General features: G+C 70.4%; 13 protein-coding genes. 9 read left to right on the forward strand and 4 right to left on the reverse strand.

All coding sequences use genetic code 11. The annotated features are described in order from the left end of the window. Positions 1–89 precede the first annotated feature (89 nt). The 3 genes from ATL42_RS14240 (at position 90) to ATL42_RS14250 (ending at position 2,936) form a co-directional block, all read left to right on the forward strand. Entirely contained in the window at positions 90–1,148 is a 1,059-nt protein-coding gene (locus tag ATL42_RS14240; RefSeq protein ID WP_098455917.1) for a zinc-dependent dehydrogenase, read from the forward strand. 67 nt (positions 1,149–1,215) lie between these two features. Continuing rightward, entirely contained in the window at positions 1,216–1,983 is a 768-nt protein-coding gene (locus ATL42_RS14245; protein ID WP_098455918.1) for a DeoR/GlpR family DNA-binding transcription regulator, read from the forward strand. Between the two features lie 29 nt (positions 1,984–2,012). Beyond that, positions 2,013–2,936: a Ppx/GppA phosphatase family protein gene (locus ATL42_RS14250; protein ID WP_098455919.1), complete on the forward strand. Its 924-nt coding sequence runs from the start codon at positions 2,013–2,015 to the stop codon at positions 2,934–2,936. Between the two features lie 3 nt (positions 2,937–2,939). On the opposite strand, the gene ATL42_RS14255 is transcribed toward ATL42_RS14250, so the two are convergent. From ATL42_RS14255 to ATL42_RS14265, 3 genes are read right to left on the reverse strand one after another with little or no spacing between them, the layout of a single operon-like run. Then, a complete protein-coding gene (locus tag ATL42_RS14255) occupies positions 2,940–3,707 on the reverse strand; it encodes a DUF4333 domain-containing protein (RefSeq protein WP_098455920.1) in 768 nt (255 codons plus the stop codon). Next, the gene (locus tag ATL42_RS14260) at positions 3,704–4,651 is read right to left on the reverse strand and encodes a hypothetical protein (RefSeq protein WP_098455921.1); all 948 of its coding nucleotides are present in this window, start codon (positions 4,649–4,651) and stop codon (positions 3,704–3,706) included. Before ATL42_RS14260 ends, ATL42_RS14255 begins: the two co-directional genes overlap by 4 nt. Beyond that, complete coding sequence (locus ATL42_RS14265) at positions 4,651–5,763, reverse strand: trypsin-like serine peptidase (protein WP_098455922.1); 1,113 nt, start codon at positions 5,761–5,763, stop codon at positions 4,651–4,653. Before ATL42_RS14265 ends, ATL42_RS14260 begins: the two co-directional genes overlap by 1 nt. A 203-nt stretch (positions 5,764–5,966) precedes the next feature. Between ATL42_RS14265 and ATL42_RS16500 the strand changes: the two genes are divergently transcribed. From ATL42_RS16500 to ATL42_RS14275, 3 genes are all read left to right on the forward strand, one after another. Continuing rightward, on the forward strand, positions 5,967–6,140 hold the full coding sequence (locus tag ATL42_RS16500) for a hypothetical protein (protein WP_169925445.1): 174 nt from the start codon (positions 5,967–5,969) through the stop codon (positions 6,138–6,140). Between the two features lie 44 nt (positions 6,141–6,184). Further along, positions 6,185–7,486: an FAD-dependent oxidoreductase gene (locus ATL42_RS14270; RefSeq protein ID WP_098455923.1), complete on the forward strand. Its 1,302-nt coding sequence runs from the start codon at positions 6,185–6,187 to the stop codon at positions 7,484–7,486. A 101-nt stretch (positions 7,487–7,587) separates the two neighbouring features. Beyond that, positions 7,588–8,883 carry a carbohydrate-binding domain-containing protein gene (locus ATL42_RS14275; RefSeq protein ID WP_098455924.1) on the forward strand — a complete coding sequence of 432 codons (1,296 nt, stop codon included), beginning with the start codon at positions 7,588–7,590 and terminating at the stop codon, positions 8,881–8,883. A gap of 69 nt (positions 8,884–8,952) precedes the next feature. On the opposite strand, the gene purB is transcribed toward ATL42_RS14275, so the two are convergent. Beyond that, positions 8,953–10,419 (reverse strand): adenylosuccinate lyase, encoded by a 1,467-nt coding sequence (gene purB, locus ATL42_RS14280; protein ID WP_098455925.1) that lies wholly within the window; start codon positions 10,417–10,419, stop codon positions 8,953–8,955. Between the two features lie 142 nt (positions 10,420–10,561). Between purB and ATL42_RS16275 the strand changes: the two genes are divergently transcribed. From ATL42_RS16275 to ATL42_RS14295, 3 genes are all read left to right on the forward strand, one after another. After that, complete coding sequence (locus ATL42_RS16275; protein WP_143556780.1) at positions 10,562–10,798, forward strand: hypothetical protein; 237 nt, start codon at positions 10,562–10,564, stop codon at positions 10,796–10,798. Next, positions 10,795–12,432: a hypothetical protein gene (locus ATL42_RS14290; protein WP_098455927.1), complete on the forward strand. Its 1,638-nt coding sequence runs from the start codon at positions 10,795–10,797 to the stop codon at positions 12,430–12,432. Before ATL42_RS16275 ends, ATL42_RS14290 begins: the two co-directional genes overlap by 4 nt. Positions 12,433–12,512: 80 nt before the next feature. Beyond that, positions 12,513–13,283 (forward strand): enoyl-CoA hydratase-related protein, encoded by a 771-nt coding sequence (locus ATL42_RS14295; protein ID WP_098456599.1) that lies wholly within the window; start codon positions 12,513–12,515, stop codon positions 13,281–13,283. The last annotated feature ends 26 nt before the right edge of the window (positions 13,284–13,309 follow it).

Below are 13,309 nucleotides of genomic sequence, written 5' to 3' on the forward strand. Positions count from 1 at the left end.
TACTTCCAACTTCGTATCTGCCCGATGATGTGGTTATGATGCAAGAGTCGACGGCGACGCACGTCGTGACACCTACACGAGGAGGACCAATGAAGGTTCTGCGTTTCTATGCGCCCGAGGACGTCCGTCTAGAAGACCGACCGGAGCCCGAGTGTGGCCCGAACGAGGTCAAGCTGCGCGTCCGCAACTGCTCCACCTGCGGTACCGACGTGAAGATCTTCCACAACGGCCACCAGAACCTCAGCCCTCCTCGCACCATCGGCCACGAGATCGCCGGCGAGGTCGTCGAGGTCGGTGCCGACGTCTCCAGCACGTACAACCAGGAGTGGTCCGTCGGCGACCGCGTCCAGGTCATCGCCGCCGTGCCGTGCGGAGAGTGCTACGAGTGCCGCAAGGGCTGGATGGCCGTCTGCGAGAACCAGACCTCGGTCGGCTACCAGTACGAGGGCGGGTTCGCCGAGTACATGATCGTCCCGAGCCAGGTGCTCAAGGTCGACGGCCTCAACCGCGTCCCCGACAACGTCGGCTTCGACGAGGCCTCCGCCGCTGAGCCGCTCGCCTGCGCGATCAACGCCCAGGAGCAGCTCGGGATCGAGGAGGGCGACGTCGTCGTCGTCTTCGGCGCCGGCCCCATCGGGTGCATGCACATCCGCGTCGCCCGCGGCGTCCACAAGGTCGGCGCCGTCTACCTCGTCGACGTCAACGCCGACCGCCTGAAGATGTCCGCTGACGTCGCCAAGCCCGACGCCGTCATCGACGGCTCCAAGGAAGACGTGGTCGCCCGCGTCATGGAGCTCACCGGCGGCCGCGGAGCGGACGTCATCATCACGGCCACCGCAGCCAAGGTCGCTCAGGAGCAGGCGATCGCCATGGCCGCCCGCAACGGTCGCATCTCGTTCTTCGGCGGACTGCCCAAGACCGACCCGGTCATCGCGTGCGACTCCAACGTCGTGCACTACCGCCAGCTCCACATCCACGGTGCCAACGGCTCAGCACCGGAGCACAACAAGCGCGCTCTCCAGTACATCTCGACAGGACAGGTGCCGGTCAAGGACCTCATCACGCACCACATCCCGCTCAGCGACGTGCTCAGCGCCTTCGACCTCGTCCGCAGCGGCGAGGCCATCAAGGTGACTGTCGAACCCTGACCAGCAGCGACGCGTAGCATCGCTTGTCGACAGCAGAACAGCGTGGGGGAGCGAGCGAGGGAACAGGGTGTACGCAGAAGAGCGCCAGCAGGCGATCGCGGAGCTCGTGCAAGCACGAGGCCGAGCGTCCGTCAACGAGCTGGCGAAGGACTTCGCCGTCACGACGGAGACCGTTCGACGGGACCTCAGCGTCCTCGAGGTGGCACGGATCGTGCGCCGTGTGCACGGTGGCGCGGTCCGAGCCGCCTCGGTGGTCGTCACGGAGCGCGGTCTGGACGAGCGTGACGCCACGCAGGCCCGGGAGAAGGAACGCATCGCGCGTGCCGCCCTGGGCCTGCTGCCGGCCGACGGGGGCAGCGTCCTCATCGACGCCGGCAGCAGCACAGGGCGGTTCGCCGACCTGCTGCCCCTCGACACGCGGCTGGCCGCGTTCACGCACGGTGTCCCGATCGCGTCCCGCCTCGCGGCCCTCCCCGGGGTCGAGCTCCACCTGCTGCCGGGGCGGGTCCGCACTACCACGCAGGCCGCCGTCGGCTCCGAGACCGTCCAGGCGGTCGAGAACCTCCGGGTCGACGTCGCCTTCCTCGGCGCCAACGGCATCAGCGTCGAGCACGGGTTCTCGACCCCGGACCCCGAAGAGGCGGCCGTGAAGCGCGCGATCGTGCGCGCTGCACGGCGCGTCGTGGTGCTCGCGGACTCGACGAAGTTCGGCCTCGACGCGACGGTGAGCTTCGCCCTGCTCGAGGACGTCGACGTCGTGGTGACCGACGCCGTGACGGCGGACCTGCCCCTCAACGTCCTCCGGGACGCAGGTATCGAGGTCGTCATCGTCTGACGTCGACGTTCCGCGCTAGTCTTCGGACCGTGCGTCTGGGCGTCATCGACATCGGTTCCAACACCATCCACCTCGCGGTCGTGGATGCGGTCCGTGGCGCCCGCCCGGTGCCGGCCGCCTCGCAGCGCACTGTCGTGCGCCTCATGCGCTATCTCGACGACGACGGAGCGATCAGCCCCGAGGGCGTCGAGGCGCTCACCGACGCCGTGGCGACCGCGGTCGAGGCCGCCCGGTCCCACGCTGTCGACGAGGTACTCGCGATCGCGACCTCAGCCGTGCGCGACGCCACGAACGGGCCCGAAGTGCTCGCGGTCCTCGAGCAGACCATCGGGTCGCCCCTGCGGGTCCTGTCCGGAGAGTCCGAGGCCCGGCTGACGTTCCTCGCCGTGCGCCGCTGGTACGGCTGGGGCGCGGGTCGGCTCCTCGTCCTCGACATCGGTGGTGGCTCGCTCGAGGTCGCTGCGGGGTCGGACGAGGAACCCGAGGTCGCGATGTCCCTGCCCCTCGGCGCTGGTCGGCTGACCCGTGCCCACCTGCGCCACGACCCGCCGCTGGCGACCGAGATGAGCACGTTGCGCGAGGTGGTCCAGCACGAGCTCGAGAGCGTCCGTGACGCGTTCGCCGACCAGCCGGCGCCCGACCACGTGGTCGTGACCTCGAAGACGTTCCGGTCGCTCGCGCGCCTTGCCGGCGCCGAGGTCGACGCTGTGGGCCCGGCCGACACGTGGCGCATGCGGCGCGCCGACCTCAAGGGCTGGGTCGGTCGACTGGCAGCGATCCCTGCGGAGCAGCGCGAGTCGTTGCCCGGGATCACAGCCGAGCGGACCCACCAGATCGTCGCCGGAGCGCTCGTCGCTCACCAGACCATGAAGGCGCTCGGCGTCGACGAGGTCGAGGTGTGCCCGTGGGCGCTGCGCGAGGGCGTGCTCCTGCGCAGGCTCGACCAGCTCTAGGGATCAGTCCTCTCCCGTGAGCGGCCCGCCGACCCGGTACTGGCCTTGGTCGTTGAGGACCTCGACCGGCACGGACAACGCCTCGCCGCCCGACGTGAACGTGCACTCGAACCGTTCGCCCGCCTGCGCCGAGATCTCGTCCGGGCACTCGACGGCGGCGACGTCCGTCAGCTCGAAGTCGTCCGTGAGGACCTCGCGGACACCCGAGTCGAGAGCCCCCTCGGCGAACAGCGGCGCGGCCGTGAAGGTCCCCGTCGCGGCGAGGGTCGCAGGCACCGACACCGCGACCGTCATGAGTGCCGTCACCGCGATCGTCGTCCCGAGGCCGGCGCGTGCGTCTCCACCCGAGCGTGCGTCCCGACCCGAGCGCGCGGACCTGCCGGGGCGTCGTTTCTTCGGCGAGGCGGGCGCCGGGGCGAAGCTGGCCGGCATGACGTGCGGCGGCGCTGACGGAGCAGGCACGCCGTAGGCCTCTGCGGAGGTGGACGCCCACACAGCGCGGCGCTGCGGCGGCACCTGCTGGGGTGGCGCAGACCGCGGTGGCGGCGGGGGCTGAGGTGCGGGAAGGCGTACCGCCGGTCCAGCAGGAGGCTTCATGAGAGGAGGTTGCGGCACCCAGGACGTCCGGGCGGGGGCCGCGTAGTGCGGTTCCACAGGCGGCGGCGGAGGATAGACCGGCTCGGGGTAGGCCGTCTCCGGGTAGTCCGGCTCGGGATAGCCGTACGCCGGGGAGTCCTCGGGGACCTGACCGTACGGCGTGGGCGTGCTCATGTCAGGTTTCCCATCTCGATGTAGAACGCGTCGACCTCGTCCGCCGGGACGACGGTGACGTCGGCGGATGCGGGTGCTGTCGGAAAGTCCTTGCGGGTGGCCTTGCCGGTGATCTCGAAGCCCGACTGGATGACGAGGTCGTGAGCCCCGGCGGTCCCCCGGACCGTGCCGTTGAGCTCCATCTTGAGGAGCTGTCCGTCGGCGTCCTGCCAGAGGCTGACCGGGATGAAGGACTCGAGCATCTCGGCGCTCATCTCGGCGACGGTCTCGGGCGGCAGGTTGAGGATCCTGGCGTCCTCCAGCACGGCGGCCAGCGTCACCTCCGTCTCGGAGAACACGCTCCCGTCGTCCTCGGTGTGCACGGACCGGCGCATCTCGGCGCCTCGCTCCGAGTCCGCGGTGCTCGTGATCGCGTCGCGGACCTCGCAGACGGTCTGGAAGCCGTCGACGAAGCACATGGTGCGCAGGCCGGCGGTCAGGTCGCCTTCGCCCGGGTCTCCGTAGACGGTCGGGACCTCGACCCACGGGGTCGGTGCGAGCCCGGCGTAGCCGTCGCCGAGCAGGAGATAGTCGACCGCCTCTCCGCCGATGTGGAGCGTGTCGACGGTGTAGCCGTCGTCGGCGTCGGTCTGCTGGATGAAGACGGACGCCGGGTTGCCGCGGATCGCGACGACCGACTGCGACCCCGTGCTCTCCTCCCCGTAGGTGGCGTGGAGGTAGGAGATCCCGGTGCTGTCCGTCGAGGAGTCAGACCGGAACGGGCTCGACCCTTCGATCGCGGAGTCGAGCAGGGCCAGCTGGGCGTCGAAGCGTTCTGCGGCGCGGGCGTCGACCACGTCCCAGTCCGGGAACGCGTCGCCGTCCACGGGTTCGCTCGCGCACCCACCGAGCACGGCGACCAAGCATGTCGCGAGCAGCGCCCGGGCGACGGACCGGCCGCGCATCACAGCCCGCCTGCCGCGGTGAAGATGTCGAGGGCGCTGGCGCCGAGCGGCATCCCGCCGAGGTCGTGCTCGCCGCGGAAGGAGGTCGTGGCGACGAGGTATCCAGAGCCTGTCGCGGGGTCGTAGTTGGTCAACCACGCTCCACCGGAGGCGCCTTGCGTCATGTCGCACTCGATCCCGTACGCGCCGCGCACGGAGGTGAACCAGTCCTCGCTCGCGCAGTACCTCTCGGAGGTGCCGTCGAACGGCTCGGCCGACGGGTAGCCGACGACCACGATCTCCTCGGCGGGCGTCCCGAACGAGATGCCCTGTCCGCCGGTGACGTCCTGGATGTCGAGGCCCGAGTCCTCGTCGGGCGCCATGGTGAGGAACGCGAAGTCGTACGCCCAGCCGGCGCCGCTGATCGCCCCGTCCGCGTCGACCGAAGCGGTGTCGGCGAACTCTTGCGGGCCGTGGGCGGAGAGCGCGAACCAGCGGCCGTAGGGAGCCACCGCGCTGTCGTCGGAGTCGTGGGGCACGAACATGACGTTGGTGCCCCACCCCGTGTCGCCGGCGAAGTCCCAGAGGCAGTGGGCGGCGGTGATCACGGTGTTCTTGGACGCGGAGGACACGACCGTCGCCGAGCAGACGTAGTCGCCGTCGTCGAAGGTGATGTACAGGCGCCCGAGCGTCGACTCGGCAAGGCCGGTGGCCGCGAACTCGTCCCCTGCGGTCGTGTTCGGCAGCTGTGCACCGACAGGGTTCACGGGGCCGGTGCTCGGGTCCACGAGGACGCCCGTCGCGGCGTCGGGAGCGGTGCCGACGCCGGTGTCGTCGGTGTCCGACGGTGTGGTCTCTTTCGGTTTCGCGTCCTTACGACGATCGTCGGTCCAGTAGTCGTTGATGTCCTGTGACGAGTCGTCGTAGTCGTGGCGCAACGAGACGGTGTCCGACTCGATGGGTGGGCCGATCTGGGAGTTCTTGACCCCGGCGACCGGCTCGCCCTCGATGGGGTCAGCGCACCCTGCTACGACAGCGAGCACGAGCAGCAGCGCTGCGGTGTGCGTCCTCGTGCGGCGGGCCGGTCCGGTACGCGATGTCGCCACGGGGCGCGAGCGGAGGGGAAAACGCATAGCGTGAGGATCCCACGGAATGAGAACACCGACGTGGGCCGTCCGGACGGTGCTGTTGCCGTGAGGTCACGGCTGTGCATGTGAATCGTTTAACTATCGTCTCGTCTTCATGCATCGTGGGTATCTTGACCACCGGATGGAGATCTCCCTCCATCCGGTGCAGGGCGGCTGGCTAGGGGCTGGCTGTCGGGAACTGGGGTGGCATGAGCGAGTCAGACGATCAACAGGTCGACCAGGTGGAGTCCGTGACGCGCAGGGTGCAGAGCGCGGACCGGTCTCGGGCGCGGTACGACGCGTTCTTCGGCGATTCTTCGGCTTTCTCCGACCCCAACCATGTCTGGGACGAGATGAACGGCGGTCCGCTCGACGAGCCGTGACCTTCTCGCCGGGCACAGGACGCCGTCGTCCCTACGATGGATCCATGGACTGCGACGTCGTGGTGGTGGGGGCCGGCATCGCCGGTCTGGAGTGCGCGAGGAGCCTGCACGAGCACGGTGCCGCGGTGCGCGTGGTCGAGTCTGGGGACGCGGTCGGCGGCCGGGTGCGCTCGGATGCCGTCGACGGTTTCACGGTCGACCGGGGCTTCCAGCTGCTCAATCCTGCCTACCCGGCGGTCCGTGCGCGCGTCGACGTCGGTGCGCTCGACCTGCGCCCGCTCCTCCCTGGGGTCGCGGTGCGGCGCGACGACCGGCTCGCGCTCCTCTCCGACCCACGCCGCGCGCCACGCCTCCTCGGCCAGACGCTGCGCAGCGGCTACGTGCGCCCGCTCGAGCTCGCGGCGCTCGCCCGCTGGGCCGCGCCCGCGCTCGGCCGGGCGAGCCGTCTCGTCGACGGAGCCGACGAGACGCTCGCGAGCTCGCTCGACCGCGCGGGCGTCGACGGGCGGATCCGCCACGAGGTTCTCGCGCCGTTCCTCGCCGGTGTCCTCGCTGAGGACGACGGCACGACGTCGGCCGCGTTCGTGCGTCTTCTCGTGCGGATGTTCCTGCTCGGTACGCCGGGCGTCCCAGCAGGTGGGATGTGCGAGCTCCCTGCCCAGCTGGCCCGCGACCTGCCCGACGTAGTGCTCGGCACCCGGGTCTTGTCGGTCGAGCGGACCGGGAGCGGCACGGGGCGAGGGGGCGTGCGGGTGCGGACCGTCGGTGGTGAGATCACGGCGCGCGCCGCCGTCGTCGCGACGGACCCGGCGACGGCCGAGGCTCTCGTCGGTGTGCGCGCGCCGGCGACGAAGGGCCTCGTGACGCACTGGTATGTCACGGACGAGGCTCCGCGCACAGATGCGGCCATCGTCGTGGACGGGCGTCGGCGCGGCGGGTCCCGGCCTGGCCCTGTCGTCAACGCCGCCGTCATGAGCAACGCCGCACCCACGTATGCGCCGCCCGGGCAGCACCTCGTCCAGGTCACGTGCCTGCTTGGTGCGGAGCCGCCCGCGGAGAGTGAGGTGCGGCGCCAGGCCGGCGAGATGTTCGGGGCGAGCACGTCGAGGTGGCACGAGATCGCGCGCCACGTCGTCCCCGGGGCTCTGCCGGTCCAGCCGTCGCCGCTCGTCGCGCGCCAGGAGGTCGACCTCGGTGGTGGGGTGTACGTCTGCGGCGACCACCGGGACACCGCGTCGCTGCAGGGAGCCCTCGTGTCCGGCGCTCGGACTGCCGACGCGGTCCGACGCCGGCTCGGCGGAGGCTCTGCCGAGGACCTCGGGCTCGAATCCAGGGTCCGCTGGTGAATCGTTTCACCACCCTATCGATATGTCCGGTTGACGCCTAGACTCTCGACGGCACAGGCCTCCCGCACGATTGCGGGAGCACACCTACCGAGAGGACCATCGTGGTATATCGGATCAATCGGCGCACAGGCGCCGTCCTCACCGCAGCAGCGGCTCTGGGCTTCGTCGGCCCCGCGCCGGCGACCGCCGCCGTCCTCCCGACCGCCGACGCCGTCGCTGTAGCCACGCAGGTCGAGGCAGAAGACTTCACCGACTACGAAGACAGCTCGAGCTGGCACTCGGGAGACTGCGGCTCTGGCCCGGTCGACATGCAGGTCACCTCGGACACGGGCGGCGGCTGCAACGTCGGGTGGACGAAGGCCGGAGAGTGGCTCGAGTACGACATCACGACGGCGAACGCCGGGACCGTGGACCTCGCGCTCCGCGTGGCAGCCAAGAATGATGGCAAGCGCGCGCAGGTCTCCATCGACGGGACCGTCGCAGGCGTCGTCACCGCGAGCGGCGAGGGCTGGCAGTCGTGGACCACCGAGACCATCTCCGGGGTCGAGACGAGCTCCGGGAGCCACGTCGTCCGGGTGACGTTCCTGGACGGCGACATGAACCTGAACTGGCTCTCCTCTGCGGAGCTCGAGACGGTCGACCCTGCGGAACAGGACTTCACTGACGGGTTCCTCCTCTCGCACGACTTCGACGACGACGACATGGGCCCGTTCGTCAGCTGCACGACGAAGAGCCCGAACTACGCGAAGGCTGTCGACGGGCGCTTGGAGACCCACTGGTACGAGACGTCCTACGACGGCAGCAGGATGACGAAGGGAGCTGAGGCCTGCGGTGACCCGGAGGTCGTCGGGAACGACGTCGGCTACCTGACGTACAAGCACGCGTGGATGGGCTTCACCCTGAACCTCGACGAGGGTTTCGTGGCTGAGAACCCCTACACGCAGGCCGGGCTCGCGCAGGTCTTCGGGTTCGACGACAGCCTGGGCATGTCGAGCTGGACTGCGCTGCTGGAGTACACCGACGGTGACCTGACCTGGGTCGACAGGATCGACATGGGCATGAACCGGCAGAACGCCGTCATCATGGAGGACGTCCCCCGGGACCAGGACCTGCAGATCATCATCCACGTCGAGCTGTCGAAGGCCGACAAGGGCACGGTCGAGGTGTACGTCGACGGAGACCTGAAGTACAGCCGGTACGACGCCAACGTCGGTATGGGGACCTTCACGGACGACGACGAGCAGGCCGATGTCTCGTACACCGAGTTCAAGATCGGACAGTACGACCACACGGACTCTGAGTACGTGAGCGGCGAGGAGCGGATCGTCTACTACGACAACGTCTCCTGGTTCAACGGAGAAGACGGCTACGACGTCGTCGATCCCTCGAAGGGCTGACGCGACAGCGTCGCACCCGTGAACGACGAAGGGCCCCCGGTCTGCTGGGGGCCCTTCGTCGCGTGCGGGCTAGAGGTAGTCGGCCACCAGCTGCTCGGCGAGGCCCACGTAGGACCCGGGCGACATTGCGGCGAGGCGTGCGGCGAGGTCGTCGGGCAGGCTGAGGCCCGCGATGAACGTCCGGAGGTCGTCGCCGTCGATGCGGTGACCGCGGGTGAGGTCCTTGAGGCGCTCGTACGGGTTCTCCATGCCGGTGACGCCGGCGACGGACGCAGCGCGCATAGCCGACTGGATCGCCTCCCCCAGGACCTCCCAGTTGCCGTCGAGGTCGACCGCGAGCAGCTCGTGGTTGACGGCGAGCGCGGTGAGACCGCGGCGCACGTTGTCGATCGCGAGGAGCGAGTGGCCGAACGCCGGACCGATGTTGCGCTGCGTCGTGGAGTCCGTGAGGTCGCGCTGCATCCTGCTCGTGACGAGCGTCGCGGAGAGCGTGTCGAGCAGCGCGCAGGAGATCTCGAGGTTGGCCTCGGCGTTCTCGAAGCGGATGGGGTTGACCTTGTGCGGCATCGTCGAGGAGCCGGTCGCGCCCGGGACGGGGATCTGCTGGAAGAACCCGAGCGAGATGTACGTCCACACGTCGGTCGCGAGGTTGTGGAGGATCCGGTTGAACCGGGCGACGTCCGCGTAGAGCTCGGACTGCCAGTCGTGGCTCTCGATCTGGGTGGTGAGCGGGTTCCACGTGAGGCCGAGGCCTTCGACGAACGCCTTCGAGACCGCGGGCCAGTCCGTCCCGGGGACGGCGACGACGTGCGCGCCGTAGGTGCCGGTCGCTCCGTTGAGCTTGCCGAGGTACTCGGCGCCCTCGACGCGGCGGACCTGACGGCCGAGGCGGTGCGCGAGGACCGCGAGCTCCTTGCCGACCGTGGTCGGGGTCGCGGGCTGGCCGTGGGTGCGGCTGAGCATCGGGACGCCCGCGTGCTCGTGCGCCATCGCCGAGATCTGCTCGACGAGGTTGCGCGCGGCCGGGAGCCACACGTCCTGGACCGCGCCCTGCACCATGAGGGCATAGGAGAGGTTGTTGACATCTTCGCTCGTGCACGCGAAGTGGACGAGCTCGCCGACACCGGGCAGCACCGTGTCGGCTCCGACCATCCCCGGCGCCGCGGCCAGGCGTCGCTTGAGGAAGTACTCGACGGCCTTGACGTCGTGGACGGTCTCGCGCTCGATCTCGGCCATCTCCGCGATCCCGACCGCGCCGAAGTCGTCGACGACCGTGCGCAGGTACGTCTTGTCCGCGTCGCTCAGGCGCGGCGCACCGGGCACGACGGGGCCCTCGGGCGTGCCGTCCGTGAGCGCGATGAGCCACTCGACCTCGACGTGCAGGCGTTCCCTGTTGAGCGCCGCCTCCGACAGGTGGTCCACGAGCGGTGCGACGGTCGAACGGTAGCGACCGTCGAGCGGCCCGAGGGCGATGTGGGGCGTGACGTCCGCAAGGCTGGCGCGCGTCGAGACGGGGTGCTGGGAGCTGTTCGGCATGGGCGTCATCCTCCCACGGGAGGCCGCCACGATGCCGGAACGTCCGGAAGGTGCTGTGCACAGGGCAGGGTGCGTCTGTGCTGCTCCCCAGCGGAAGGTCGGTCGGCTCCCCAGCCTGCTCGGAGGCCCCTACCGTCGCGGCATGCCCCTGACCCACGACATCAGCAGCCTCACGGCCACCCTGACCCTCGTCGAGCTGGACGTGGCCGACGCGGCGGCCGCGCTGAGCAGCGCGAGCCTCGTCGACTGGGTCTCGACGTCCGCGAGCCTCTATCAGGAGGTCCTGGCCGCAGCGGCCCTCCAGCTGACGAGCCTCGACACCGTGCTCGACAACGCTCGGACGTCGCTCACGAGCGCCGCCGCGAGCGCCACCGCATGAGCAGCGACGGCTCCGACACCGGGCACGCGACGAGCGACATCACCCGGATCACCGTGACCGGTGGCGTCTCCCCGATGAGCGCCGACACCACCGACATGGCGCAGGCCGCCCTCCTCGTGTCGACCGCTGCGAGCCGGCTCGCGTCCGCGCGGCTGCACTGTCTCCAGCTGGCTGCGCGCATCGCGGACATCGAGGCGCTGCGCTGGTTCGGGTGGGGAAGCATGGGCGACGAGGCGCCCGGATCTGCTGCCATGGTCCACCTCGACCTGGCGCAGTCGAGCGCGAACCTCGCCGCAGCGGCCCTCGCGCTCCAGATCGCGGACCTCGACGAGCTCGCGGCGAGCACTCTCGGTGCCGCCGACCTCTACAGCGAGGCGGAGGCGTCCGCGGGGGAGCAGATGCTCGACGTCGCCGGGGGACTGGCGAGCTGGTTCGTGCTCGCACCCGTGGGCCTCGTCGCGACGCTCGCGATCGGCACGGCACAGTCGGCGGGCACCTCCTGGTGGGATCGTGCGGCAGGGGGCGCGAGCGCCGTCCTGGGTTCCGCACGGCTGCTCCGGGACCCGTTCTCGACGCCCGGGGTCGACGACGCCTCCGCCGTCCTCGGTGCGGGGTACGGCCTGCTCGCGCAGAACACCGGACTGGCGTCGCTGCGGCTCAAGAATCTCCGCGGGCTCCCGCTGACGCCACAACCCAGGCTCGACTACCGCCCGGGCCACCTCGTCGAGACGACGACGACGGTCGCACCGATCACCTCGGTCCTCGACGCAGCCGACGCGGTCGCCGACCTCCCCGAGCGCAGCGTGAGCGTGCTGCGCACGACCCATCTCGACGGCACCGAGACGTGGGCTGTGTTCGTCCGTGGGACAGACGACTGGGCACCCGGCTCCACCAGCCCCTTCTCAGGGGCAGCGAACCTCGACCTCTTGTCGGGCGCACCGAGCGACGGCATGGCGCTCGTCGAGTCGGCGCTCCAGCAGGCGGGCGCACCCGTAGGCGCCGCGGTCGGGCTGTACGGGCACAGCCAGGGCGGGATCGTCGCCATGCGCCTGTCCGACGACCCGGCGTTCCGGCGCCGCTACGACCTGCGGTCCGTCACGACCTTCGGGAGCCCCGTCGCGACGCTCACGCAGTCCACGCCTGTCCCCACGCTCCACGTCGAGAACAACCAGGAGCTCGTCTCGAGCGCCGACGCCTCCGTCTCGCCGGGAAGCACCCAGCGCGTCACGGTGAGCGCAGACCTGCCGGACGGCCACGACGGCTCGGCCCACAGCATGGGCACCCACCGGCAGGTCCTCGACGCAGCGATCCGGAGCGGAGACCCCGCGGTGGCCGTCGCGGTCGAGCAGCAGCAAGCCGTGCTCGGCGGGCCGGCCTACGCAGGCTCGACGACCCTCCCTCTGCCCGATGTTGAGATCACTGTCTTCAGCCCCGGAGCAGCACCAGGCCCGATCGCGACCCCGCCCGCGCTCGTCGCTCCCACCGATGGGCCCAGTGTTCTGACCGACCTCTGGGCAGCACCCGAACCGCTCCGGACCCCGGAGCTGCCACGGACCGCATCAGGCGAGATCGACTGGGCGGAGGCCACCCGTCGTTCCCTGCCGGGGAACGCCCCAGCGCAGGCCAGCAGGTGAGCCGCTTGTCGCACGCCGACGCCGAGCGCTACGTTGGCCTCGCTCAGAGCCGAGCAGACGGACACAGAGGAGTGGTCGCGATGACCGAGCACGTGCTCGTCGACCGGGAGGCGGGCGTCCTCACGCTCCGCCTCGACCGGCCGGACAAGAAGAACGCCCTGACGCCGGCCATGTACTCGGCGCTCGCGGACGCGCTCGTGCACGCAGGCACAGACCCGCAGGTCCGGGTCGTCGTCATCACCGGAGGACCCGACTGCTTCACGAGCGGCAACGACATCGACGACTTCCTCCATACCCCGCCCGTCGATCAGAGCAGCCCGGTCTTCCTGTTCATGTGGGCGCTCTTCGACTGTCGCAAGCCCGTCGTTGCAGCCGTCGCGGGCCCGGCTGTCGGCATCGGGACCACCCTGCTGCTGCACTGCGACCTCGTGTACGTGGCACAGGACGCGACCCTGCGCATGCCGTTCGTCAACCTCGGGCTCTGCCCCGAGTACGGCGCGAGCCTCATCGTCCCGCGGCTCGTCGGGCACGCCCGCGCCTCGCGGCTGCTCCTGCTGAGCGAGGCGTTCACCGGCCAGCAGGCCGCGGACTGGGGGATCGCGAGCGAAGCGCTCCCGAACGGGCCCACAGCCCTGGCCCGCGCCCAGGAGGCAGCCCGGGCGCTGGCGGCGCTCGCCCCGGGCGCCGTCACCGACAGCAAGCGGCTCGCGCGCTCGCCCGGCCGCGAGGAGCTGCGTCAGGTCATCGTCGACGAAGGTGCGGTCTTCGCGGAGCGCCTGCGCTCACCAGAGGCCGTCGAGGCGCTCTCCGCCTTCGTCGAACGGCGTGCCCCGGACTTCTCCGGCTTCTGACCAGGCGTGCGCCCGCGGTACGACGC

Source organism: Sanguibacter antarcticus (assembly GCF_002564005.1).
GTDB lineage: Bacteria > Actinomycetota > Actinomycetes > Actinomycetales > Cellulomonadaceae > Sanguibacter > Sanguibacter antarcticus.